This window comes from Corynebacterium sp. 122RC1, from assembly GCF_024580955.1.
Lineage (GTDB): Bacteria > Actinomycetota > Actinomycetes > Mycobacteriales > Mycobacteriaceae > Corynebacterium > Corynebacterium kozikiae.
On the sequence record NZ_JANIKD010000004.1, the window covers coordinates 108,798 to 133,512 of the forward strand.

Below are 24,715 nucleotides of genomic sequence, written 5' to 3' on the forward strand. Positions count from 1 at the left end.
GTAACTTTTGCCGCCGTGGCGCTGCAGGTGCCCCCGGCTAGCCATACACCACTGTCAGTGGCGAGTGATCGGACCAGCGGAGGTCGTAGGCCGGCGCCTTGTCCACCCACGCGCGTTCGGCGCGATCCATCATCGCCTTGGTGGCGGCCTGGTAGTCAATGCGCCACCCCGCGTTCGTGTCAAAGGCCTGCCCTCGGTAGGTCCACCAGGTGTACTCCGCGTCCTGCGGCGCGAGTCGACGCGCGACGTCAAACCACACCGGTGCGGTGTTTGCTTCTCGACGCGGGCCGTCCGCGTACTCCACGGCCCCAGCCCAGTCACCGTGGGCGGGGATCTGGGACACCTCATCGGGGAAGGTGCCAAACACTGCGTCCATGAACGCGCGCTCGTCGGGCAGGAATCCGCTCTTATTGCGGTTGGTTTTGAAATTTTTCAAATCCTGTTCGCGGTGGCAAATGTTCCAGTCGCCGCCCACCACCATGTTTTCGTGCTCGGCGGCGGCTTCGGCGAGATACGGCTCGAACGCATCCAAGAAGCGGTACTTCTCATCCTGTTTCTCCGTGCCCGCGGACCCGGAGGGCAGATACAGCGACGCGACGGTGACGCCCGCGTCGAGGCGCGCTTCGATATACCTGCCGGACTCCTCGAAGCCGGGGATTCCGATGCGCACGTCGTGAAGCTCATGTCGCGAGAGGATGCCTACCCCGGCGCGGCCTTTCGCAGCCGCCGGTGCGCCCGCGTAGAACCAGCCGCCGTCGAGAGCCGGGGCAAGCGCGGTGAGGGTGTCTTTTTCCGACGCACGCACCTCCTGGAGTAACACCACATCGGAGTTCGATGCCTCCAGCCACGGCAAGAACCCCAAGTTTTGCTCGCTGCGCTGCTTCACGGCGGCGCGAATGCCATTGACGTTGACGGTAGAAATTTGCATGCCCATCATCCTAACGCCCATGCCCAAATGAGAATCGACACCGCGGCGAGCGCGGCCCCCGCCAGCGCTGGGGCCGAATACCCAAACCCGGCCGCAATGACTGCACCACCCAAGGACGCCCCAGCCGCATTCGCGATGTTCAACGCGGAGTGATTGAGCGAGGCGGCCAGTGTCTTCGCGGGCCCCGCCACCTCCATGAGTCGCACCTGCAGGCATGGCACCAACGTGGAGCCGGAGGCGCCGACGCACAGGAACGCAATGATTGCGAGCCACGCTGTTGTGGACGCGGCGTAGAAGAAGAGGAGCGACGCCACAATGGCGCACAGTGCCAGCAGGATCCCGCGCTCATAATTCCAGTCCGAGAGTCTGCCTCCCAGCCAGTTGCCGCCAACCATGCCCACGCCATACGCCAGTAGCACCAGCCACATCCATTGCTCCGGTAGGCCTGCTCGCTGCGTCATTGTCCAAGAGATATAGGTATAGACCGCGAACATACCGCCGAATCCCACCGCGCCGATGGCCAGCGAGTACCACACCTGCGCGCGCCCCAGCGCCTTGAGCTCACCAAGCGGGCTCGTGGGCAGCATCTTGGACATGTGCGGCATCAGGAACCACAGCGCCACCAGGGTGGACACGCCGATGAGTGTGACAAACACGTAGGCCGCTTGCCAGCCGAAGCCCTGCCCCAACGCTTGCGCGATCGGCACGCCGACCACCGTTGCCACCGGCAGGCCCATGCCTACGAACGCGAGCGCGCGTCCACGTTGCCCCGGGGACATCGACGCCGCTGCGAGAGCGGAGACAGAAAAGTACGCGCCGTGGGGAAGGCCCGCAAGGAAGCGCGATACGACGAGTAGTTCATAGCTCGGCGCCACGACTGCCAACCCGTTGCCCACCGTGAACGCCGCCATCAGGATAAGAAGGAGGCGGCGGCGCGGGATCATGCCGGTGAAGGCAGTGATCAGGGGCGCTCCGATGACGACGCCGAGGGCGTAGGCGGTGATGATGTGTCCTGCGGTGTCCTCGGTGATCGCGTAGCCGGCGGCGATTTGGTTGAGCAAACCCATGGTCACGAACTCGGTTACGCCGATGCCGAAGCCTCCCAAGGCGAGCGCAATCATGGTGATGATGCGGCGGCGTTCGGTGATTTCGGTTTGGCGGGGTAAGGGGCGTCGGAAACTCACCGAGCACACCTTACACTTGCCCGCATTTTTGATGGTTTCACGTGAAACTTCGCCACAACTGGGCCCTACCCCCGTTTTCCCACTTTTATGCACGCTTTAGGTTCTGTGCGCGCTATCCTATGGGTTTGAAATCACACGCCTACGAAGGAGACTCATGGCAAAGATCATCTACACCCGCACCGACGAAGCGCCGCTGCTCGCCACCTACTCACTGAAGCCGGTCGTGGAAGCGTTTGCGGGCACCGCTGGCATTGAGGTGGAGACCCGCGATATCTCACTCGCAGGCCGCATCATTTCTCAGTTCCCTGAGTACCTCACTGACGAGCAAAAGCTCGACGATGCCCTCGCTGAGCTGGGCGAACTCGCCAAGACTCCAGAAGCGAACATCATCAAGCTGCCAAACATTTCCGCTTCCGTGCCACAGCTCAAGGCCGCGATTGCGGAGCTGCAGTCTCAGGGCTACAAGCTTCCCGATTACCCAGATTCCCCATCTACTGATGAGGAAAAGGACGTCCGCGCGCGCTACGACGCCGTGAAGGGTTCCGCTGTGAACCCTGTTTTGCGTGAGGGTAACTCCGATCGCCGCGCTCCAATCGCGGTGAAGAACTTCGCCAAGAAGCACCCCCACCGCATGGGCGCTTGGACCGCTGACTCCAAGACCAATGTGGCAACGATGGATGCGAACGACTTCCGCCACAACGAGAAGTCCGTCATTATGCCAGCCGCAGACACGCTCACCATCAAGCTCGTGACCGGTGAGGGCGAGACTGTGCTCAAGGACGGCCTCAAGGTCCTCGAGGGCGAGGTTATCGACGGCACCTTCATGTCTGCTAAGGCACTGGATGCTTTCCTCAAGGAGCAGGTCGCTCGCGCGAAGGAGGAAGGCGTTCTCTTCTCCACCCACCTCAAGGCCACGATGATGAAGGTTTCCGACCCGATCATCTTCGGCTACGTTGTTCGCGCGTTCTTCGCCGATGTGTTCTCCAAGTACGGCGAGCAGCTCGAGGCGGCGGGCCTCAACGGTGAAAACGGCCTCGGCGCGATCTACGCGGGCCTGGAGAACTTGGAAAACGGCGCTGAGATTAAGGCTGCCTTCGACGCGGCCCTGGAAAACGGCCCCGCCCTCGCGATGGTGAACTCCGACAAGGGCATCACCAACCTCCACGTGCCGTCGGACGTGATTGTGGACGCCTCCATGCCCGCAATGATCCGCACCTCGGGCCACATGTGGAACGCTGCAGGTGAGGAGCAGGATACCCTCGCTGTCATCCCTGATTCCTCCTACGCGGGCGTCTACCAGACCGTCATCGACGACTGCAAGGCCAATGGCGCCTTCGACCCAGCAACCATGGGTACCGTGCCGAACGTCGGCCTCATGGCGCAGAAGGCTGAAGAATACGGCTCCCATGACAAGACCTTCAAGATCGAAGCCGACGGCACCGTGCAGGTTGTCAACGCAGCAGGTGACGTGCTGATCGAGCATGAGGTCGAGGCGGGCGACATTTGGCGCGCGTGCCAGACCAAGGACGCCCCAATCCAGGACTGGGTCAAGCTCGCCGTCACCCGGTCACGTCTCTCCGGCATGCCCGCGATCTTCTGGCTCGATCCAGAGCGCGGCCACGACGCCAACCTCATCAAGCTCGTGGAGAAGTACCTCGGCGACCACGACACCGAGGGCCTCGACATCACCATCGCCTCCCCAGTAGAGGCCACCAAGACCTCCATCGAGCGCATTCGCCGCGGTGAAGACACCATCTCCGTTACCGGCAACGTGCTGCGTGACTACAACACCGACCTCTTCCCCATCCTGGAGCTCGGTACTTCCGCGAAGATGCTCTCCGTGGTGCCACTGATGGCTGGCGGCGGCCTCTTCGAGACGGGCGCAGGCGGCTCCGCGCCAAAGCACGTCCAGCAGGTGCAGGAGGAAAACCACCTCCGTTGGGATTCTCTTGGAGAGTTCCTCGCGTTGGCAGAGTCTTTGCGCCACATCACCAACACCGGTGGCACGGCAAAGGCCGCGGTGCTTGCAGACGCGCTCGACCGCGCCACCGAAACCCTGCTGAATGAGGGCAAGTCCCCATCCCGCAAGGTCGGCGAGATCGACAACCGCGGCTCCCACTTCTACCTCACCAAGTACTGGGCTGAGGAACTGGCGAAGCAGAGCGACGACGCCGAGCTTGCGCAGACCTTCGCTCCCGTCGCTGAGGCACTGGCTGCCAAGGCAGAGCAGATCGACGCCGAACTGCTGGCGGTCCAGGGCGAACCAGCGGATCTGGGCGGCTACTACCAGCCAAACGATGACAAGACGAACGCTGTGATGCGGCCATCGGCAGCATTCAACGAAATCATCGATTCGCTGAAGTAACACGAAAGGCGGGGTACATACCCCGCCTTTTTGCTATCCAGAGTTCCTGAGCGCCGTCGCGAGCCCGTTCATCGTGACCTGGATGGTCTTGGACACCAAGAACGAATCGTCGCCGGCGCGGTAACGTCGGAGCAACTCGAGCTGCACCGCGTTCAGCGGCAGGAGGTAGGGATAGCGCCGCTTCAGCGACCTCGCCTGCCGCAGATTCTCCGAAACCAGGTCGCGGTTCCCAGTGATCCGCAGGTAGGCGGCACGGGTGAGGTTGTACTCTTCGACGATCATCTCGTAAATGCGGTCTGCGATTTCTTGATCGCCCACCAAGTCCGCGTAGAGGCGGGCCAAAGAAATCTCCGCTTTCGCCATCACCTGCGCCATATTTGAGAGCACCGAATTGAAAAACGGCCAGTTGTGATAGAGATCGGACAATTCAGACCATCGCGCGTCGTCCTCGCCCGCCCAACTTGCGACCGCCGAGCCCACGCCGAACCAACCTGGCACATTGCTTCGGGATTGCGACCACGACAGCACCCACGGAATCGCGCGAAGATCCGAGATCGCGGTGGTTTGCTTCCTCGCCGCGGGCCTCGAGCCGAGATTCAGATCCCCAATCTCGTGCAGCGGCGTGGACTCCGTGAAGAACTGGATGAACCCGGGGTCTTGGGTGAGCCGTTTGTACGCGCGCCCCGAAAGATCGGACAGCTCGGCCATCACAGCATAGGCGCGGTCATTCGTGGGCTCATGATTCAGCAACGACGCCTCCAGCGCTCCAGACACGAAGGCTTCGAGGTGTCGACGCGCGGTATCGGGCGCACCGTACTTCGCAGAGATCACTTCACCTTGTTCAGTGATGCGCACCGACCCCGTGACAGCGCCTTGGGGCTGGGCGAGGATGGCGTCATACGTCGGGCCGCCGCCGCGACCCACTGCCCCGCCGCGACCGTGCGCGAGTCGCAATTCGATGCCGTGACGCTCGAAGAGCTCAACAAATTTCCGCTCGGCATCATAGATTGCCCAGTTGGCAGCCAGGTACCCGCCGTCCTTGTTGGAATCGGAATATCCGAGCATCACTTCTTGCACGTCCCCACGCCGACGCAGATGCTCGCGATACACCGGCACCTCCCACAGCGCCTCGAGGATGCCCGCGCCGACGCTGAGGTCGTCGATGGTCTCGAAAAGCGGCACAATGTCCAGATTGTCCAGACCAACTTCCTTCAGCAGCACCATCGGCTCGAGAATGTCCGAGACCGCACCGGTCATCGAGACGATGCAATGCGAGATCATGTCCTCCCCGTAAGCGCGCACCGACGCAGCCGCCGCGCGGAAAATTCCGAGTTCTTTCTCCGTGACCTCGTCGAAGACTTTCACACCCGGAAACAGCAATGGGCGCGGGGTCTGCAATTCCTCGGTGAGCAACGCGATCTTTTCCGCTTCGTCGAGGCCCGCGTAGTCGTCGACGCGGCCTGCAATGCGGAACACCTCCGTGAGGACATGCTCGAAAGTGTCAGAGTTTTGGCGCAGGTCCAAGGTATAGAGATGGAAGCCAAACGTGGTGACGGCCGAGCGAATGTGGGCGAGCCGATCGTCAGCAATGATCGCGCCGCCGTAGGCGCGCAACGAACTATCGATGATGTCGAGGTCGCGCAGCAGGTCCCGCGGCGAAGCGTATCCCGAGCGGAGTTTCTCGCGGATGCCGTAGATAGCGCGTCGGTAGGGCTCGTCGACGCGGGACTCCCAATTGTTGTTGGCGGCATCCGCGAGGGCGAGCAATTCCTGTGAGCACGCGGAGTAGCGGTCAGAGAGTGAAAGCTCGCGTTCGAGCTCGGCGAGTTGTTCGTCGTAGTATTCGCGGATCGTCTCGGCTGCGCGCTGGGTGGCGTAGCTGAGGGTCTCGGCGTTGACGTAGGGGTTACCGTCGTGGTCGCCGCCGATCCAGGACCCCATGCGCACCACAGCGGCGTCGCCGAGCTCGATGCCGAAGGTGTCCCGCATGTTCGCTTGGATCGCGCGATTGAGCGCCGGCACTTGCTCAAGCAGTGAGAGTTTGTAGTAGCGCAGTCCGACGTCGATTTCGTCTTCCAGTGTGGGGCGGGCGATTCGGATGAGCGCGGTTTGCCAGAGCAACGTCATGCGCAGCAACAGTTCGCGTTCGATGGTGTCGTCGAGGCCGCGGAGATGAATTTGTTGGAGCAATGCTTTGATCCGCAGTTGTGTGTCGAACACTGTGCGGCGGCGCGTTTCCGTCGGATGCGCGGTGAGCACGGGCGCAACGTGGGCGTCGCGTATCATTTGGGCCCGCGTCGACGGGACTTGCTGAAGTTTCGCGAAGGTTCGCTCCAGCGACACCGCGGCTGTCTGCGACTCGTCGTCGAGGTCTTCCACAAGGTTGGTGAGGAGCGCGAAGTAACTGAATGAACGCGCCACTAAGTTTGCTTTACTCACGTCCATGTCCCGGAAAATTGCCAGGAGGTCGTCGGGGCGCGCTTCGCCGCGCGCTACCGCGAAGGCCGTCACTCGTGTGGATTCGACGAGCTCAAAAATTTCCTGGCCTTCTTGCTGGGCGATGACCTGGCCCAGGATCCTGCCGAGGAGTCGGATGTCTTCGCGGACGCGATCAGTCACTTGGCATTCCTTCCATGTTCGACCCTATGTATTCGGGGCAGATTCATAGTATCCGCTTTCCGACGCGCGCAAGGCACACTCCATGAGATGGAATCCCGCGCCCGCGCTGCACCAGTTAAAGAAGGTTTTATTCACAAAAACTAGACCGAGCTGTTTACTTTTTTCGGACCGAGGCTTAAAGTCTAGGAATCCCACTAACGAAAAGGACTGAATATGACCACGAAGTACGACAATTCAAATTCCGCCGCCTGGAGCTTTGAAACCCGCTCCATCCACGCGGGCCAGCCTGTGGACTCTGACACCAGCTCCCGCAACCTCCCGATCTACCTCACGAGCTCCTTCGTCTTCGACTCCGCTGAGCACGCCTCCAAGCGCTTCGATCTTTCCGACGCCGGCCCTGTGTACTCCCGCATCACCAACCCAACGGTCGGGGCCGTGGAAGAGCGCGTGAACTCCCTCGAGGGAGGCGTCCACGCGGTCCTGTTTGCCTCCGGTCAAGCTGCGGAGACCGCGGCGATCCTCAACCTCGCGCGCGCGGGCTCCCACATCGTCGCATCACCACGCCTGTACGGCGGCACCGAGACGCTGCTGAAGGTGACGTTGGCCCGCCTCGGCATCGAAACCACATTCGTGGAGAATCCCGACGACCCCGCTTCCTGGGCGGCCGCAGTGCAAGACAACACTGTGGCGTTCTACGCCGAAACTTTCGCGAACCCACAGGCAGACGTCTTGGACATTCCAGCCGTCTCCGAGGTTGCACACGCGAACCAGGTTCCTCTCATTGTGGACAACACACTCGCAACCGCCGCTCTGGTCCGCCCACTGGAGCACGGCGCAGACATCGTGGTCGCGTCCCTTACCAAGTTCTACACCGGCAACGGCTCTGGCCTCGGCGGCGTTCTGGTTGACGGCGGCACCTTTGATTGGACTGTCAAGCGCAACGGCGAGCCTGTCTTCCCAGATTTCGTTACCCCTGATCCCGCGTATCACGGTCTCAAGTACGCCGACCTTGGCCCTGCCGCATTCGGCCTGAAGGCCCGCGTCGGCTTGCTCCGCGACACCGGCGCAGCCCCTTCCCCTTTCAACGCCTGGGTGACCGCGCAGGGTCTGGATACGCTGTCTCTTCGTGTTGAGCGTCATAACGAGAACGCGGCCCGGGTCGCCGAGTTCTTGGAGAATCACCCAAAGGTGTCCAAGGTGAACTATGCGGGCCTGCCTTCTTCGCCGTGGTACGAGACGAAGCAGAAGCTCGGCCTAAAGTACACCGGTTCGGTGCTTTCCTTTGACATTGTGGGCGGCAAGGACGAGGCGTGGGCTTTCATCGATGCGCTCAAGCTGCACTCCAACTTGGCGAACGTCGGCGATGTCCGTTCCCTCGTTGTCCATCCCGCAACGACGACCCACTCTCAGTCCGACGAGGCTTCCCTCGCAGCGGCGGGCATCAACCAGGCAACGATCCGCCTTTCCGTGGGCATCGAAAATATTGAGGACATCCTCGCTGATCTGACTGCGGGCTTCGACGCGGTCTAACGTACAGTATGTCCTAATTAACGATTCAGGAGGCTCGATGCTCGTCACGAACGGCACCCCACAATCCGTATCTATTGGGGAATTCACCACTGAGGCCGGCGTGACCATCGATGCCTCCATCACCTACCAAGCGTGGGGCACATTCCGGGGCAGCAACGTCATTCTCGTCGAGCACGCGCTCACGGGAGACTCGAATGCGGTCGAATGGTGGGGCGACGTCATCGGCCCCGGCAAGGCCCTCGACACCGACCACTTCTGCGTCGTCTGCACGAACGTTCTCGGCGGATGTAAGGGCAGCACGGGACCCAGCAGCTTGCGTTCCGACGGCACCGCTTGGGGCTCACGCTTCCCCGCTATCTCTATCCGTGACCAAGTCAACGCCGAGGCCGCACTCTTGGATGTGCTCGGAATTTCCCGCCTGCACGCCGTCGTCGGCGGGTCAATGGGCGGCGCGCGCACCCTCGAATGGACCCTCCTCTACCCAGCCCGCGTCGACGCGGCGTGCGTGATCGCGGTGTCGGCGCGGGCTAGCGCTTGGCAGATCGGTATTCAGACGGCCCAGATCAGCGCGATCGAGCGCGACCCGAATTGGCAGGGTGGGGACTATTACGACGCGGCTCCACCGACCGCGGGCCTCGCCGCCGCCCGCCGCATCGCACATTTGACGTACCGCGGCGAATTGGAGATCGACGAGCGTTTTGGCACCACGGCGCAGCGTGGTGAAAATCCTCTGGGTCCGTATCGAGATCCAAATCAGCGATTCGCAGTGCAAAGCTACCTGGACTACCAAGGCCTGAAGCTGACCGAACGCTTCGACGCGGGCTCCTACGTCGCCCTCACCGAGTCTTTGAACAGGCACGATATCGGCCGTGATCGTGGCGGACTCAACAAGGCCCTGGCCGCAATCCAGGTACCCACGATGATCGTGGGCGTAGACACCGACATCCTTTATCCGTACCACCAGCAGGAACACCTTTCGCGGAACGTCGGAAATTTGCTCGCCATGGCGAAGATCAGCTCCCCCGTTGGGCACGACGCTTTCCTTACTGAGTCGCGCCAAATGGATCGAATCTTGCGGCACTTCATTGAGCTCGCAGATGGCGTTCGCGACGCCGGCATCGAATACCATTTATAGCCGCCTAACTGGCCTTTTACAGACATAGCACCCTACCCCTTGCCCAACAGATTCCCCAACGCTATAATCGCAATCAACTCAAACAAACATTCGATTTTCGGGGGAATCCAATGTCTCTTGCAAATTTCTTGCACACTGACCACTCAAACCAACTCAGCGAATTTCAACGGAGGAAAAATCAGCTCGAAATCGAGCAATGGTACCGCTACAAGCCTGACCCAGAAAAGGACTATCATACCCAAATTGCCGAGGTCAGCGCACTCACAAACATGAGCCGTGCGGAAGTAAAAAACCTGCTCAACGTGGGCACAATGCTCCGACAGCTCCCTAAATTTTTCCAGCTCCTCAGCACGCTTTGGCACGTCAGCATGAACCGACTTTCCGCCATAGAGCGCCAAATGATGGCACTTCAGGACCCGAGCCACATCGCCGCTTTGGACGAGTTTCTGGTTTCCTATTTCACGCCGCGCTACGCCGATCAATCCATCCCGCAACCGCCGACCATTACCAAACATTTGCGTGAATTCGTGCAAAAGCTCGATCCCGAAGCTGCCTCCACCCCACCGAAGCGCACTGGGCGAAAGGTGTCGTTCCGTCAGGGAAACGAAGGCACGGCGCGCATGTCAGTCCAGCTTGACGACGGCGAAATGCAGGAGGTGTACAAGGCTCTCAGTGCCGCGGGAGATCCCACGTGCCCGGATACCTTCTTGGATTTCTTCCGCTCCAAGACCCGCTACAGGGTTAAGCACGTCACCTTCAAACTCGGCGAGGCCCTTCATCTCCTGGGAGGCGGACGCATTGACGATCACAGCGACTTCTGGGCCAAGCAACCCACCAAAAACGTCAACTACAGCAGTTCAGCGAAGACCAGCAAGTATCAACCCACCCCAGAAATCCGCGCGACCGTCCAAGCGCTGGACGGCTCCTGCCGCTTCCCCGGCTGCACCACCCAAGCAACCGAATGCGACCTCGACCATGTCGTTGCCTTCGAACAAGGCGGAAGCACAAGCGTCGACAACCTCGCATGCCTCTGCCGCTTCCACCACAACATGAAATCCAGCCAACGGTTCCACTACGAAATGAACCCTGACCGAACAGCTACGTTTTACTTCCCCAACGGCGCAACGAAGACCTCCACCCCAGGTGGTCCGCTTATCACCGATATCATGTTCGGTCAATCATGGGCAGAGCACCAGCGCCGGCGCCAAGACTACCGCCGTCAGGAACCCAAAGAGTCCACCGACGCAGACAAGAACACCATCAAGACGCCCACCGCAGCCGCATAACACATATCAAACAGCCGAGAGCGGACCGCAAGAACTCCCAAAATCTTAGAGTCACATGCCCAGCGGATAACGACGTACCAAAGCATGCCAACTCCCAAGGCAAAAGTGGCACGCCGCCAGTGATCAGTCAACGCAAACAATCCCGAGACCAACACAAGCGCCACGAAAGCAGCCACCCCCGCTATCTGAACCCCCCTCGGTAGCGGTGATGGCTTCAAACCACGATCATGTGGATTATCCAGCAAGCTCAGCACGCTCCACCACATTGCGCACCAAAAACGCTCGGGTCAGGGGGCCAACTCCTCCTGGATTCGGCGAAACGGCGCCCGCCACTTCCCACACGTCCGGATGCACGTCGCCAACCAACTTGCCGTCTACGCGCGATACTCCAACATCGAGCACCGCAGCACCAGGCTTGACCATATCCGCCGTCAACATGTGCCCGACGCCAGCAGCCGCGACGATCACGTCCGCTTCAATAGTCTCGGCCTTCAGGTCGCGAGTACCTGTGTGGCAAAGAGTCACGGTGGCATTCTCGCTTCGCCGCGTCAGCATCAACCCGATTGGACGACCCACTGTGACGCCGCGGCCGATAACCACGACCTTTTTCCCATCGAGTTCAACGCCGAAGCGGCGCAGCAGATGGATTGCACCGTTCGGTGTGCACGGCAAAGGCGCGGGTTCGTTGAGTACGAGTTTTCCAAGGTTCACGGGATGCAAGCCGTCCGCATCTTTGTCTGGATTGATGCGTTCCAGCACGGCGTTTTCATCGAGATGTTTGGGAAGTGGGAGCTGCACGATGTAGCCCGTGCACTCGGGGTCCTCGTTGAGCTCGTCGATCACGGCGAACAGCTCTTCTTGTGTGGTATCCGCTGGTAGATCCTTTCGAATCGACTTTACGCCTACCTGCTCACAGTCGCGGTGCTTCATTTTGACATATGCCTGGCTGGCTGGGTCATCACCAACTAGTACTGTGGCGAGACCAGGGGTGATACCCTTCTCTCGAAGTGCAGCCACGCGCTTGGCAAGGTCGTCGAAGATTTCGTCGCGGTAGAGATTTCCGTCAAGTTTTGTCGCAGTCACTCCACGATTATTGCACGATCTGGCTCTTACATCGTTGGCTTAAGATTGTTCATATGGCTTTTGCGCACGTGATTTTTGACCAGCCCGTGATTCCACCAAATACGGGAAATGCAATTCGAATGTGCGCAGGCACGGGTGCGCATCTTCACCTCGCTGGGCCGCTGGGTTTCAATTTGGAGGAAAAGAACCTTCGGCGAGCAGGCTTGGACTACCACGACCTCGCCGAGGTCTCCGTGCATGAAAACCTCGAGGCCTGCTTCGAAGCGCTGCCCGGGGCGCGGGTCTACGCGTTCAGTGCGCACGGCGACGTGAGTTACACAGACATCGAGTACCGCATGGGCGACGCACTGTTGTTTGGAACCGAGCCAACTGGGCTGGAGGATGCGGTGCTTTCGCATCCACGTGTCACTGCAGTTGTTCGGATCCCGATGCTTGAGGGTCGTCGTTCGATGAATCTGTCCAATGCCGCCGCTGTTGCGACGTATGAGGCGTGGCGTCAGCTTGGGTTTCCTGGTGTATGAGTTCCACGTCGCGGCGTCGCAATGCACTGAGTAGCGCGACAGCGTCGTCAGCATCAAGATCTCGGGCGGTCATCTTGATTGGTCCCGGCACGAGGTCAAGCCGAAGGTTTCGCAGATGCAGTCGCCGTTGAATTGGTCCTTCTGTCAGGGATAGTTCTTGGATGTGCTTCGTCTTTACGGTCGCGCTTCGACGCATGAGTCGGCCAGAGAAGATGGTGATGTACTCCCCCACTTCCACGGCTTGGCGCCGATATGCGAGTGGAGAGACCCATTTTCCGCGTTCGGGCGAGCGGTAGGCCGGGTTGGTGGAGTCGACAGGGAGGGGCGCGCCTAGACGTTGCGCTAGGGCGCTGGCCTCGTCGTAAGTGCAGACAGGGAGGATTGTGGAGGCGTCTTCGTAGCCGATTGCTGTGGCTCGGACACGCCACCAGTTGAAGATTCGCCAGAGCGGTGGTTGTTCGAGCTGGATGGCGTGGATGCGGTCGATGGGGATGGACTGGCGGCGGCGGTTGGCGAGGCCGTAGGTGATGCGGATGGTGTCGTCGATTTGGATGCTGAACCGCCACGCGCGATCGAGCGCGCTCCATACCGCCGGCACGATACCGAGGGCCGCGGGGAGGAGGAGCGCCGGGTTAAGGATCGCGCCTGCAATCATCAACGCAACGCCCCAACCCTGGCTGAGCGCGATTGCGGTGAGGCTTCGAAGAATGGGCAGCTCGTGCTGTCGGTCGCTGTGCACGCCCGTGAGTTCGGCGCGGATGCGCTCCGCTTCGTGCTTGCGGAGGTAGGAAATGGTGAGCGTCGAGCCCGCGCCGCCCGCGGTTTCCACGCGTAGCTCCGCGAGGCCAAAGATTCTGGGAAGGAATGGCTCAACGACGTCCACCGCTTGGATCTTTTCGCGCCTGGCTGACGTGCGCTTCTTGTTGAACACGCCTTGACGCAGGACGATTTCATCACCGATGTCGTACGTCGTTGCGCGCCACCAAATCCCCGAGACGGCCCAAATGATGAGGCAGGCCGCGACGAATCCTCCGAGCGTCCATGCGAGTACTAGTGGGTGTTCGCGGATGAGGTCGAAGTCGATTTGCACCACTGTTGCGATGACAATCGCGATAAATCCCTGCCAAAACTGCAGCAGCGGAGTGAGCCTGTGAACGCGATTCATAGCGCCTGCATTTTCTTCGCGCGCTCGGACAGACGCACTCGCAGGTCACGGGCTAGCTCACGCTCGAGCCCCGGGATGGTGGCGTCGCTCGAGGCGGACGCCGTGTGCAGTTTGATCTTCGCGAGGTCATAGCGCGCGTCGACGGGCCCCTCGAGGACTTCGATGTATTGGATGCGCCCATAGGGCACGACGGTGAGCGTCCGCCACAACTTTCCCTTTGCGATGAGTAGCTCGTCGCGGTCTTCTTGCCAGCGAATTCGACGCACTTGGAGCGGGTTGATCCATGCGGCAGCAACGCCCAGGGCCGCAACGACGCCGACGCCCCACCAAACCCATGGGAAGAACGTCGCGGTGATGATGAGCGCGATGAGGACAGGAATGGTTAGTGAGCCAATCGTGATCCATCGCGTTGTCACAAGCTTCGGGCTCACACTGTGTTCGAGGTCTAATCGCTGCATGTCCCCACTTTAGCGAAAATCCCGAGACCCCCTGCTCAGGAGTTCAGCAAACGGCAGCGGCTCGAATTTGTCCGCGACCACCGCCGCCACCCCGTTCGCGTTCTGCACGATCCCGCGAACAATGACTGCACGTTCCGTGCGCGCCAACGCCTCGCGCCGCCACAGCCCAACGCTGACGACGACATTCATGAGGCCCGTCTCGTCTTCCATCCCCAAAAAAGTCACCCCGGAGGCCGTGGCGGGGCGTTGCCGGTGCGTGATCACGCCCGCGACGCGGATCCTGGCACCGTCGGGCTGCCCGAGGAGGTCGCAAGCGCGCGTCACGTCGAGGCGGTCCAGGCCCGCGCGCAGAAGCTCGATGGGATGCGTGTGGGTGATACCCGTAGCGGTGACGTCGGCAGCCATCATCTCGAACGCGCTCATCCCCGGCAGCGCGGGCGGCGCGATCACGCTGAGCCCCGGCAGCATGGAGGGCTTTTCGGTGGCGGCGACGCCTGCTTGCCACAGCGCTTGCCGACGCTCCCCCAGCGCCCCAGCGCGCGCCAACGCCTCGAGGTGGGTGACGGTGAGCTCGGCTCGGCGCGCGAGGTCGGCGATGTCGCGGAAGGGTTGCGCTTGGACGATCGCGTCGACGCGGGCTAAGCCGCGCACGGAATTGAGCCCCAGGCGGATGGCGCCGTCTTCGATGCTGGCTTCCGCCTGGGAGCGGTTGATGTCGACGGGAAGGACGGTGACGCCATGGCGGCGGGCGTCATGCAGCAACGACTCTGGGGAGTAGAAGCCCATCGGCTGCGCGCGGAGCAGCCCCACACAAAACTGCGCCGGGTAGTAGTGCTTGAACCATGCAGAGAAGTAGACGATCGAGGCGAAGGACTGCGCGTGCGACTCCGGGAAGCCGTAGGCCGCGAACGCAGTGACTTTGTTCCACAGCGCATCGGCGGTGCTCCCTTTGATGCCGTTGCGCGCGAGGCCCGCGTAGAAGCGCCCTTTCAGCTCTGCCATACGCTCCGGTGAACGCTTGGCACCCATCGCGCGGCGAAGCTCGTCTGCCTCTCCCCCGCTAAAACCAGCGGCGTCCACCGCCAAGTGCATGAGTTGTTCCTGGAAAAGTGGCACCCCGAGCGTCTTGGCGAGCGCGGCCTCTAGCAACGGGTGTTCATAGGTCACGGGTTCTTCGCCGTTTCGTCTCCGCAGGTAGGGGTGCACGGAGCCGCCTTGGATGGGGCCGGGGCGGATGAGCGCGACCTCAACCACGAGGTCGAAGAAGCACCGCGGCTTCAGCCTGGGCAGCGTGGCGAGCTGCGCGCGGGACTCCACCTGGAACACGCCCACGGCGTCGCCACGGCAGAGCATGTCGTAGACGGCGGGGTCGTCGAGAGGGATTTCCCAAAGATTGATCTCCCGGCCCGTCTCCGCGACGAGGTCGATCATATGATGCAGCGCCTCAAGCATGCCAAGGCCCAACAGATCAAATTTCACCAGGCCCGCAGCCGCGCAGCCCTCCTTGTCCCACTGCACCACCGACCGATTCTCCATACGCGCCCACTCCACGGGCACCACGTCCGCGATCGCGCGGTCACAAATCACCATTCCGCCAGAATGGATCCCCAGGTGGCGCGGCTGGCCAATGAATTGCTCGGCGAGCGCCTCGACGCGCGCCGGCACCCCGCCTCGACGCGCCCATGCGTCGGCCACTCCCTGCGGGTAGCCGAGGGCACGCGCGGCGTCGCGGACCGCGCCTCGACGTCGGTAGGTGATGTAGTTTGCTACTTGCGCGGCGTTTTCCCGGCCGTACTTTGCGTAGACGTATTGGATCACTTCTTCGCGGCGCCCGGATTCGATGTCGATGTCAATGTCCGGCGGGCCATCGCGCTCCGGGGAGAGAAAACGCTCGAACAGCAAGCCCGCCGCAATCGGCTCGGCATTCGTGATGCCCAGGGTGTAACACACGGCGGAGTTCGCAGCCGACCCGCGCCCCTGCGCAAGAATGTTTTGGGCTTTGCAAAAATCCACAATGTCGCACACGATCAGGAAGTATCCCGGGAAGCCGAGCTGCTCGATCACTGCGAGCTCATGCGCAATCTGCGTTCGGGCCGCGTCCGCGCGTTCCGACGCTCCGTAGCGCGCGTCGAAGCGAGACTCGACCAGCGCGCGGAGGTGGGCTTGCTCATCGACGGCCACGCCGTCGACGGTCCAGTGCGGTAGTCCGGGCGCGATGAGGTGGAGGGGGAAGGAACACTCTGCCGCGATATCCAGAGCGGTGTCGAGCTGTTCGCGGGGCGCCGGTGGGATGCGTAGCCAGGTGGATCCTGCTGGGTGGAGGCGGTAGCGCGCCTCGTCGAGGGATTCTCGTTGGTAGAGGGCATGCTTCGCCGCGGCAAGGCGGGAGTCGCGCGGGGTTGCCGCGCTGGGGCGCGAGGTGGCGATGCGCCGCCCTGGGTATGAATCGAGGGTGCGGTGGTTGTCGGCATCCTCGGGTGTCATCGTGTAGACGTATTCGAGGATTACGTTGTCACCAAAGCAGGCCAGTTCGCTTGGTTCCCAGGTGTGATCAGCGAGGACATACCAGTGCCCGTCAGCGTGCCTGGCGATCTCTGGCAGCGGAGGGTACTCGGTGGTGTCTTTATCACCTCGCATCCTTGCTGCAGAGATGAGCCGAGACAGCCTCCGGTAGCCTTCCGGGTTCTTGCAGAGCACCGAAAGCACGCGGTGGTCAATGGTGAGTTCCGCGCCGAACACCGTTGCCAATTCCCGGCTTGCCGCGGCCTCAGCAAAGGCCATTGCGCCGTATAGGCCATCCCTATCGAGCAATGCCAAAGCTTCGATTCCGCGTTCGATTGCAGCAGCTACCATTGCGTCCGGTTCACTCGCCCCCAACAAAAAGTTGTAGGAACCGCGCGCATGCAGCTCTGCAAACCCACTCCGCGGCGCTACCGGCACATTTCCGCCAGAACCCTCATCGGAAACCACATGTAGAACTGGTTTCAACTCAGGGGTTGGCTTGCCGGAGAGGATGCGCTCAAGCCGGGACCAACTCAGCGGCTTACCATTGAAGCCACTGATCCCACTACTCCATTTCACAGGTCGCTACAATACTCCCGGCACCCCCCTTTCTCCAAACACATGTTCTAGATTAGCGACAACACAAGAAGGCGTCAAGATAGACCAAGCTGTACATTTTCTGGCCATGTGTGTAGTATTTCCCAACATAAACTGAACAGCTTGGTTCATTTTGGACTTAAATGGCCACCTCAGAGGCACCACGGGCATACATAAAGCGCGCATACAGCACGCACAAAACGCGCAAAAAGCAAGCGCGCAAACCCCACCCGCCTCCGACGTTGCCCTTTGGTTCACAATGCACGAAGCAACCCCCGAGGAGCCCTGCTCACGCCGCCCCGCGCCTGCCTACGTCGGCAATGCGACTCCACAGCAAGCGCGCAGCACGAGCCCGGCGCCAAGGGATTGACACAACAAAAGGAAGACTCATGAACATTCGCAAGACCCTCGTGGCCGCAACTGCACTGGTTGCAGCTACTTCGCTCGTCGCTTGCTCCAGCAACTCCAGCGACTCCACCGGAGAGACCGCAGCGTCCGGCGAGAACACCACCATCCGCATCGGAACCACCGACGCCACCCAAAAGTCCTGGGCCGTGCTGGAGGACCTGGCCGCAGAAAACGGCATCACCCTCGACGTGGTGAACTACTCCGACTACAACACCCCAAACGAGGCACTTGACCAGGGCCAGCTCGACGTCAACCTCTTCCAGCACCTGAAGTTCCTCGCCGCCTACAACGTGGGCAAGGACGCCACCCTCACCCCCGTTGGGGCTACCCAGATCGTGCCACTCGCACTGTTCTGGAAGGACCACACCTCCCTCGACGGCATTGAGGGCGAATCCATCGTGATCCCGAACGACGACTCCAACCAGGGCCGCGCCATCAACGTCCTCGTGCAGGCGGGCCTGGTGACCCTCAAGGAGGAGGGTCTCGTCACCCCAACCCCAGCGGACATCGATGAGGCCGCCTCGAAGGTGACCATTACGCCAGTCGACGCGGCCCAGACCACCGTGGCATACGGCGAAGGCCGCCCCGCGATCATCAACAACTCTTTCCTGGATCGCGCAGGCATCGACCCCAACCTGGCCGTCTTCCAGGACGACCCAGCTTCCGCTGAGGCCGAGCCTTACATCAACGCGTTCGTCACCACCGCCGACCGCGCCAACGACCCAACCATCCTCAAGCTCGCCGAGCTGTGGCACGACCCAGCCGTGCTCGCCGCCGTGGACGAGGACTCCAAGGGCACCGCAATCCCTGTGACCCGCACCCAAGACGAGCTGAAGGCCATCCTGGCCCGCCTCGAAGAGGACGCCCGCAGCTAACCCTCCCGCATACGCCAGCGCCCCGTCGAACGATGGGGCGTTTCGCGCGAAATCCACACGTTGACATAGTTCACGTTGACATAGTTAAGGAACACCATGAGCGGAACTCGTATTGAGTTTGAGGGCATCTCCAAGGTCTTCACTTCCGGCAAACGCACCATTCAGGCGCTTGAAGACGTCACCCTCACGGTTGAGCCAGGTGAGATCCTCGGCGTCATCGGTTACTCCGGTGCCGGTAAGTCCACGCTGGTTCGCCTCATCAACGGCCTCGACACGCCCACCAGCGGCCACCTGCGCCTCGACGGCGTAGACATCGTCGGCATGCCTGAGTCCGGCCTTCGCCAAATCCGCAAGGGCATCGGCATGATCTTCCAGCAGTTCAACCTCTTCAACTCCCGCACCGCCGCCGGTAACATCGCATACCCGCTCAAGCTCGCGGGTGTGCCGAAGCCGGAGCGCGAGCGCCGCGTGCAGGAATTGCTGGAGTTCGTTGGACTCGGCGACCGCGGCCGCAACTACCCCGAACAGCTCTCTGGTGGCCAGAAGCAGCGAGTGGGCATTGCACGCGCGCTCGCGAACAACCCCGCGCTGCTGCTTGCCGACGAAGCCACCTCGGCCCTGGACCCCGAAACCACCCACGACGTGCTGGAACTTCTGCGCAAAGTGAACCGCGAGTTCGGCATCACCATCGTGGTGATCACCCACGAGATGGAAGTGGTGCGCTCCATCGCGGACAAGGTCGCCGTGATGGAAAACGGCCGCGTGGTGGAGTACGGCTCCACCTACGAGGTGTTCTCCAACCCGCGCACCGGCGTGGCCAAGCGATTCGTGGCCACCGCGCTGCGCAACACGCCCGACGCCATCGAGTCCGAGGATCTCCTCGCCCACGAGGGCCGCCTGTTCACCATCACGCTGTCCGAGTCCTCCGACTTCTTCACCGCCGCAGCCAACGCCAAGGCAGCCGGGGCCTCCATCAACATCGTGCACGGCGGCGTGACGACGCTGCAACGGCACTCTTTCGGCAAGATCACAGTGCGTCTCCAGGGTCCAGACCAGGCCATTGACGACTTCTTTGCCCACCTCAACGGCACCACCGACATCAAGGAGATCCGATGACAACCACGCTGGCAGCCGACTGGGGGCGCCTCGGCCCCACCTTCACCACCGCCATCCTGGACACCCTCATCATGGTGTCCGTCACCTTGGCAGTAGGCGGCCTCCTGGGCTTGGGCCTCGGTGTGCTTCTCTACACCACGCGCGCCCAAGGCATCCTGCGCAACGGGCCGGTGTATAACCTCATCAACCTTGTGGTGAACTTCATCCGCCCGATCCCGTTCATCATCATGATCTCCGCTTTCGGCCCGCTCACCCTCCTGGTCGTGGGAACGACGATCGGCAGGAACGCGGCGATCTTCGTGATGATCATCGCCGCGACCGTCGCTGTGTCACGCATCGTGGAGCAAAACCTCGTGGCCATCGACCCCGGCGTCATCGAGGCCGCGCGCTCCATGGGCGCGAGCCCGTGGCGAATCATCACCACAGTGATCATCCCCGAAGCATTGGGTCCGCTGGTGCTGGGCTACACCTTTATCTTCATCGCAATCGTGGACATGTCTGCGATGGCGGGCTACATCGGTGGCGGCGGTCTCGGCGACTTCGCCATCGTCTACGGCTACCGCGCCTACGACTGGCAAGTCACGTTCGTTGCCACCGCCGTGATCATCCTGATCGTCCAGGTTGCCCAACTGTTCGGCAACTGGCTGTCCAAGAAGATCATGCGTCGCTAGTGACGCTAAGGACGAATCTTCGCGACCCACACCTTCCCCGGCTTCGACGCGGCGCCACAGGAGGCCACCACATCCATGGTTTCCTGGCGCGCGTCGATGTGCCACACCCGCCCATCTCTGTGCCGCACTTCGGTGCCGTGCACGCTGAGGTCACCGAAGCGCGCCTGCCCCAACTCCCCCAGGACTGCGATTTCCGCTGCTTGGCCGGGGGCGTCGTAAAGGCCGCGTCCGCGTAACCCGGGGAGGAAAATCTCGCCGCGCTCCGCAAAGGTGTACGCCTGGAGCGCGGCTTCGGCGTTGAGTCGGCCGTAGACGTAGCCGTGGGGGAAGATGACGATTGCCGGCGCGAATCGGTGGCCTTTGGTGTGGCTGGATTCCCAGACGTGCGCGCCGCGGGCGGCGAGGTCGGCGGCGATGGGGCGGCCTTTGATGGCGCAGCATTGGTCGCGCTTCGCGTGCGTGCACACCAGCATGAGGGTGCTCACGGGTTCTGCGCCGTTGCGGCCGGGGCCGGTGAGATCGAGGGTGAAAAGGTCGTCGAGGCTGGTGATGTGGAGGCGTTCGGCCACCCCCTCGGCACTGAACACCAGGTAGACCGTGCGCTTATGGCTGCGTTGGTGCCCTTCGCGGCCAGGGCGGCGGATGAGGGTGAGCCCGGGGAGAGCGCTGAGGCGTTCGGTGTCGGCGCCGAAGGTGTGGCCGTCCAGGATGTCGTGGCTCCAGGGGCCAGGGTGTTCGAGGAGAACGAAGGTGTCGCCGCGTTTCGCGGTGCCGGGGAGGGGCTCGTTGTTGTCTGAGCAGCGCGGGGCGAGGTTCATGGTTGCCTAGCGTACCTGTGGCGCGTCTGTATCTCGGTTTCGCAACGATTCCCGCACACCCGCCACCACCGTTGTTACGCAAGTTACCCTTGGGGCATGAGTTACCGCCTCGTCTCCGCCCCATTTCTGGCCCCAGTTCTCGCCCCAATCCTGGCCATCGGCCTCGCCGCGTGCAGCGCCCCCGAACCTTCACTCGCCACGCTGTCCGCCACGAGCACGGCAACAACCTCCACAACCACCGCAACGACCACCACCACCACTCCCGTCGGGGACCTCGACCCGAAGGAATCCGCAGGCACCGCCGCTGAGCTGCAGGTCCAGGACGTCCGCGTGGGCACCCACGACGGCTACGACCGCATCGTCTTCGAGTTCTCCGGCACCGGCACCCCCGGCTGGTTCATCAACTACACCACCGAGCCCGCACAGCAAGGCAGCGGCTTCCCCGTGGAGTTTGAAGGCGGCACCGCGCTCGACATCCACCTCCGCGGCATCCTCATGCCCTTCGAAACCGGCGTGGACGTAGGCCCGCTTCGAAGCGACGGCGCAGGCGCGATCAACGCGGTGGAGTCCCACGGCATTTTTGAGGGGCAGGAGCAGTTCGTGGCGGGCATCGACAAACCTCGCCCCTACTCGGTGACGCTGCTCGAAAACCCCACGCGGCTGGTCATTGACATCCAGCAGTGACATCCAGCAGCCCTAAATCTAATACTCCGCCTCCACGCGCCACTGCCCCGCCCACACCAGCAGCCACGCGCGCGGACCGTCGCCTTCCCCCGTGACCTGTAGCCGCACGCAGGGTTCGCCGCCGCGCCACCACGCGTCGTCCACCGGCCATGGCCCCGCCCAGCCCGTGACCCTGTAGGCAGTGCGGCCGCGAAGCAGCGTCGCAGGCGCGGCGGTCAGGGCCGCGTCGGCAAGCCCAATGTCGGTGCCGTCGGCGGTGAGGAGACGCACTTTGGTTGCGGGGTGGCGTATCGACGCGGGCAGGGGCGCGCGGATAGCTCCAGCCCATGGCCGGGTATCGGATTGCGCGTGCTCACCGTAAGCGACGAATTGGATTCTTTCGGCGACGCCGCGGCCACCAGCTTCGAAGGGTTGCAGGACGGCGTCGGTGCCAAGCGTGGATTGCACCTGAGCCACCGCCTGCTGGCCTTCGCCGCGGCTTCCCCACAGTTCCGTTGGGGGCGCGGGGGCGCATTGGGGCTCCAGGGTGAGTTCTTCGAGTTGCCCTTGGCCGCCGGTGGTGAGCCAGCCGTCAAGTTGCCAGCGCACGCGTTGCGCGGTGGCGTGTTCACTGAGTGGTTCGGTGGTGCGCCATGTGCGGCTGAGCTCGCGCTCGCCCACGTGAGCTTTGATGGTGAGCCTGCTGCACACCAGACCTGTGCGCGCGATGCGTTCGTGGAGCTGGGCGGCGAGTTGGCGCGCCACGAAGGCCGCTTCGTCGACACGTTGGATTGCTTCTTCGGGGCGGTAGGTGACGGTGAGCTCTGGTTGTGTGAGTTCCGGCGCGACGAGTCTGGTGTCGCGGGCCTGGGCGATGGCGTGGCAGCGTGCGCCCGCAGCACCAAAGCGTGTGGCGATTGAGCGCGCGTCGAGGTCTGCGAGCGCACCGAGGGTATGTAGGCCGAGTTCCTCAAAGGCGTGCACGGTGTCTGGGTCGCAGGCCAGCGCGGGCTCGGCGAGCACCCCGATGGGCTGGCTATACAAGAAGGCCTGCGCACCTCCCGGCGGAACAACCTGGCTGGCGCGGGCTGCGATGATGGCGGTGGGGATGTCATCGGCGATACCCGCAAAGCTGTCCAGGCCCGCGCGGGAGCTTGCATCCACGAGCATGCTCGCGGCCTTGTCCTCGCTGCCGTGATAGTTGGCGGCGGCGCGCACGTCTACGGCAACGAGTCCTGGGCGGAGGATTTCCACGCTGGAGGCCACGTCGTCGAGGCCGTCTGCAATGGTGGAAAACACCCGAGCGTCGCGCTCCTCATTGGCATCCACCAAGGTCAGCGGCGGGTAGATGGCCTGGGCCTGCCGCGCGCGCATGCCTCGACGAATCCCGTGGGAGCGCGCGGCGGCGTCACACACCACCACTCGGTGCTGGGCAACAACCGCCACCGCAGGTGATTCAAAGAGTTTTTCAAACCGTGCTGCCTGCACCGGCCAGTCCGGAAACCAAAGTGCGAGTGTGCGCACGTTACATCACCGTCAGTGTGCGCTGCTCACCGATACTCATGGATGTTTGTGTCCGGCCCCCCTTCGCCATCACCTCTACCTGCAGGTCCACTGCACGAATCCTGCCCGTGCCTTCCCCAATTCCACGAAAGCCCGTGACCGAGGCGCGTATGCGCGCCGCCGGGGAGGCCACCGTTACGCCTACCAAGAGCAACGCCGCAACGCCTGTGCGCAGCTTCCCCAGCAAGGGGCGCGCCTGCACGGGAGTCAGTTGCCGCGCTGCACCGCGGTAGACCACCAGGTCCACGCCTGACACCAGTACCGACACCACAGAAAGCGGATCCGGGCCGGGGTCAGGGATTGCCACGATTCTTTCCAAACTCCCGCCCTGCGTAGCCACAGCAGCATACGCCAAATCTGACCACCCCACTACCGCAACAAAACCGCCAGATCCGCTCACCTGTGCGATTATCTCAGCAAGAAGTGAGGGCGTATCACTACACTCAGTAATGGCCCTGCGCGGCAAGCCGCCACCAACCAACACTTCCCCAAGCGGCGGATGCAACGCAAGCACTTCCTCCGCAGGCAAAACGTCTACCTGCGGCTGTTTTCCCAACATCTGATCCATCTGCTTTCGCAGTGCAGATATGCGCTCTTCGCGACTAAGGAATGCCCACCCCTCGGCCGCTTCAAGTTCTCGCACACCCGTTTGAATCATGGGTTCATGCTAACCCCGCTCAGCACACGCGTCAAGCCCCTCCCCAACTGCCAGCTCAGCACCCAAAACTCACCACAGAACCAACCCCACCAGGGCGTGTCCGGGCCAGTTGCTAGGATGTGCCCATGCTCAACCCTTCCATGTTCAACCCTGGAGCCTTCATCACCCCGATTCCCACCCCACCCACTGTGCGCCTGGGGGCGTCGTTCCTGCTCGGGGCGGGTGCGGCCGTCCTCACCACAGCCCTGCCCCGCGGCGTGCAAGTGGTGCTGATGGTCCTCTTTGTTGGTGCTGGGATTACCCTGATTTTCTCCCACCCCTACCGAGCAAAAATCCGCAGCTTCCTGGAGGAACGCAACCTGCATTACACGCCCAAATTCGCGCAGATTGTGCCGATGTTCATCATCTGGCTGGCCCTCATGATCGCGCCCACCTTCGCCCCCGCCCCAATATGGATCACCCTGCTATTCGGCGCGGGCGTGTGCGCATGGACATACTGGGTGTTTCCGCATATCGACGGCACCAGGGCGCTCGCATTCCTGGAGAGCAAAGCAGGCGCAAAGGATTAAT

Annotated in this window: 21 protein-coding genes; 10 read left to right on the plus strand and 11 right to left on the minus strand. The window is 62.2% G+C overall.

Translation table 11 applies throughout. From position 1 onward, the window contains the following. Positions 1-37: 37 nt before the first annotated feature. Positions 38-928, minus strand: coding sequence for an exodeoxyribonuclease III (locus tag NQ050_RS03260; RefSeq protein ID WP_257037837.1), 891 nt, complete (start codon positions 926-928; stop codon positions 38-40). 5 nt (positions 929-933) lie between these two features. Next, positions 934-2,049, minus strand: coding sequence for an MFS transporter (locus NQ050_RS03265; protein ID WP_306428442.1), 1,116 nt, complete (start codon positions 2,047-2,049; stop codon positions 934-936). Positions 2,050-2,266: 217 nt separating this feature from the next. Here NQ050_RS03265 and NQ050_RS03270 point away from each other — a divergent pair, with 217 nt between their 5' ends. After that, the gene (locus tag NQ050_RS03270; RefSeq protein WP_257037839.1) at positions 2,267-4,477 is read left to right on the plus strand and encodes an NADP-dependent isocitrate dehydrogenase; all 2,211 of its coding nucleotides are present in this window, start codon (positions 2,267-2,269) and stop codon (positions 4,475-4,477) included. 33 nt (positions 4,478-4,510) lie between these two features. Here the strand turns inward: NQ050_RS03270 and ppc are convergent, their stop codons facing one another. After that, on the minus strand, positions 4,511-7,096 hold the full coding sequence (ppc, locus tag NQ050_RS03275) for a phosphoenolpyruvate carboxylase (RefSeq protein ID WP_257037840.1): 2,586 nt from the start codon (positions 7,094-7,096) through the stop codon (positions 4,511-4,513). 213 nt (positions 7,097-7,309) lie between these two features. On the opposite strand from ppc, the gene NQ050_RS03280 reads away from it, so the two are divergent. The 3 genes from NQ050_RS03280 to NQ050_RS03290 all read left to right on the plus strand — a co-directional run bounded on the left by NQ050_RS03280 (position 7,310) and on the right by NQ050_RS03290 (position 11,047). Further along, a complete protein-coding gene (locus NQ050_RS03280; protein WP_257037841.1) occupies positions 7,310-8,626 on the plus strand; it encodes an O-acetylhomoserine/O-acetylserine sulfhydrylase in 1,317 nt (438 codons plus the stop codon). Between the two features lie 37 nt (positions 8,627-8,663). After that, positions 8,664-9,761 carry a homoserine O-acetyltransferase gene (locus NQ050_RS03285; RefSeq protein ID WP_257037842.1) on the plus strand — a complete coding sequence of 366 codons (1,098 nt, stop codon included), beginning with the start codon at positions 8,664-8,666 and terminating at the stop codon, positions 9,759-9,761. Between the two features lie 110 nt (positions 9,762-9,871). Continuing rightward, on the plus strand, positions 9,872-11,047 hold the full coding sequence (locus tag NQ050_RS03290) for an HNH endonuclease signature motif containing protein (protein WP_257037843.1): 1,176 nt from the start codon (positions 9,872-9,874) through the stop codon (positions 11,045-11,047). Here the strand turns inward: NQ050_RS03290 and NQ050_RS03295 are convergent. Both NQ050_RS03295 and NQ050_RS03300 read right to left on the minus strand, forming a co-directional pair. Continuing rightward, positions 10,981-11,313: a DUF3017 domain-containing protein gene (locus NQ050_RS03295; protein ID WP_257037844.1), complete on the minus strand. Its 333-nt coding sequence runs from the start codon at positions 11,311-11,313 to the stop codon at positions 10,981-10,983. The two genes, NQ050_RS03290 and NQ050_RS03295, sit on opposite strands and share 67 nt — an antisense overlap. Continuing rightward, the gene (locus tag NQ050_RS03300; protein ID WP_257037845.1) at positions 11,282-12,130 is read right to left on the minus strand and encodes a bifunctional methylenetetrahydrofolate dehydrogenase/methenyltetrahydrofolate cyclohydrolase; all 849 of its coding nucleotides are present in this window, start codon (positions 12,128-12,130) and stop codon (positions 11,282-11,284) included. Before NQ050_RS03300 ends, NQ050_RS03295 begins: the two co-directional genes overlap by 32 nt. A gap of 53 nt (positions 12,131-12,183) precedes the next feature. Here NQ050_RS03300 and NQ050_RS03305 point away from each other — a divergent pair, with 53 nt between their 5' ends. After that, the gene (locus NQ050_RS03305; protein WP_257037846.1) at positions 12,184-12,651 is read left to right on the plus strand and encodes a tRNA (cytidine(34)-2'-O)-methyltransferase; all 468 of its coding nucleotides are present in this window, start codon (positions 12,184-12,186) and stop codon (positions 12,649-12,651) included. On the opposite strand, the gene NQ050_RS03310 is transcribed toward NQ050_RS03305, so the two are convergent. Genes NQ050_RS03310 through NQ050_RS03320 form a run of 3 tightly spaced genes read right to left on the minus strand, consistent with a single transcriptional unit; the run spans position 12,536 to position 17,355 of the window. Further along, positions 12,536-13,816: a PH domain-containing protein gene (locus NQ050_RS03310; RefSeq protein WP_257037847.1), complete on the minus strand. Its 1,281-nt coding sequence runs from the start codon at positions 13,814-13,816 to the stop codon at positions 12,536-12,538. The genes NQ050_RS03305 and NQ050_RS03310 overlap by 116 nt on opposite strands. Further along, the gene (locus NQ050_RS03315) at positions 13,813-14,274 is read right to left on the minus strand and encodes a PH domain-containing protein (RefSeq protein ID WP_257037848.1); all 462 of its coding nucleotides are present in this window, start codon (positions 14,272-14,274) and stop codon (positions 13,813-13,815) included. The genes NQ050_RS03310 and NQ050_RS03315 overlap by 4 nt, the downstream gene beginning before the upstream one ends. 9 nt (positions 14,275-14,283) lie before the next feature. Further along, a complete protein-coding gene (locus NQ050_RS03320) occupies positions 14,284-17,355 on the minus strand; it encodes an error-prone DNA polymerase (protein ID WP_257037849.1) in 3,072 nt (1,023 codons plus the stop codon). 407 nt (positions 17,356-17,762) lie between these two features. On the opposite strand from NQ050_RS03320, the gene NQ050_RS03325 reads away from it, so the two are divergent. The 3 genes from NQ050_RS03325 (at position 17,763) to NQ050_RS03335 (ending at position 20,443) form a co-directional block, all read left to right on the plus strand. Continuing rightward, the gene (locus NQ050_RS03325; RefSeq protein ID WP_257037850.1) at positions 17,763-18,656 is read left to right on the plus strand and encodes a MetQ/NlpA family ABC transporter substrate-binding protein; all 894 of its coding nucleotides are present in this window, start codon (positions 17,763-17,765) and stop codon (positions 18,654-18,656) included. A gap of 96 nt (positions 18,657-18,752) precedes the next feature. Continuing rightward, entirely contained in the window at positions 18,753-19,772 is a 1,020-nt protein-coding gene (locus NQ050_RS03330; RefSeq protein ID WP_257037851.1) for a methionine ABC transporter ATP-binding protein, read from the plus strand. Continuing rightward, positions 19,769-20,443, plus strand: a complete 675-nt coding sequence (locus NQ050_RS03335) for a methionine ABC transporter permease (protein WP_257037852.1) — start codon at positions 19,769-19,771, stop codon at positions 20,441-20,443. The genes NQ050_RS03330 and NQ050_RS03335 overlap by 4 nt, the downstream gene beginning before the upstream one ends. A gap of 5 nt (positions 20,444-20,448) precedes the next feature. On the opposite strand, the gene NQ050_RS03340 is transcribed toward NQ050_RS03335, so the two are convergent. Continuing rightward, the gene (locus NQ050_RS03340; protein WP_257037853.1) at positions 20,449-21,261 is read right to left on the minus strand and encodes a sucrase ferredoxin; all 813 of its coding nucleotides are present in this window, start codon (positions 21,259-21,261) and stop codon (positions 20,449-20,451) included. Between the two features lie 96 nt (positions 21,262-21,357). Here NQ050_RS03340 and NQ050_RS03345 point away from each other — a divergent pair, with 96 nt between their 5' ends. Further along, positions 21,358-21,945 (plus strand): hypothetical protein, encoded by a 588-nt coding sequence (locus NQ050_RS03345; RefSeq protein WP_257037854.1) that lies wholly within the window; start codon positions 21,358-21,360, stop codon positions 21,943-21,945. 18 nt (positions 21,946-21,963) lie between these two features. On the opposite strand, the gene NQ050_RS03350 is transcribed toward NQ050_RS03345, so the two are convergent. Then, on the minus strand, positions 21,964-23,448 hold the full coding sequence (locus NQ050_RS03350) for a DNA polymerase Y family protein (RefSeq protein WP_257037855.1): 1,485 nt from the start codon (positions 23,446-23,448) through the stop codon (positions 21,964-21,966). A gap of 1 nt (position 23,449) precedes the next feature. After that, positions 23,450-24,145, minus strand: a complete 696-nt coding sequence (locus tag NQ050_RS03355) for a hypothetical protein (protein ID WP_257037856.1) — start codon at positions 24,143-24,145, stop codon at positions 23,450-23,452. Between the two features lie 125 nt (positions 24,146-24,270). Here NQ050_RS03355 and NQ050_RS03360 point away from each other — a divergent pair, with 125 nt between their 5' ends. Then, positions 24,271-24,714, plus strand: coding sequence for a hypothetical protein (locus NQ050_RS03360; RefSeq protein ID WP_257037857.1), 444 nt, complete (start codon positions 24,271-24,273; stop codon positions 24,712-24,714). Position 24,715 lies beyond the last annotated feature (1 nt).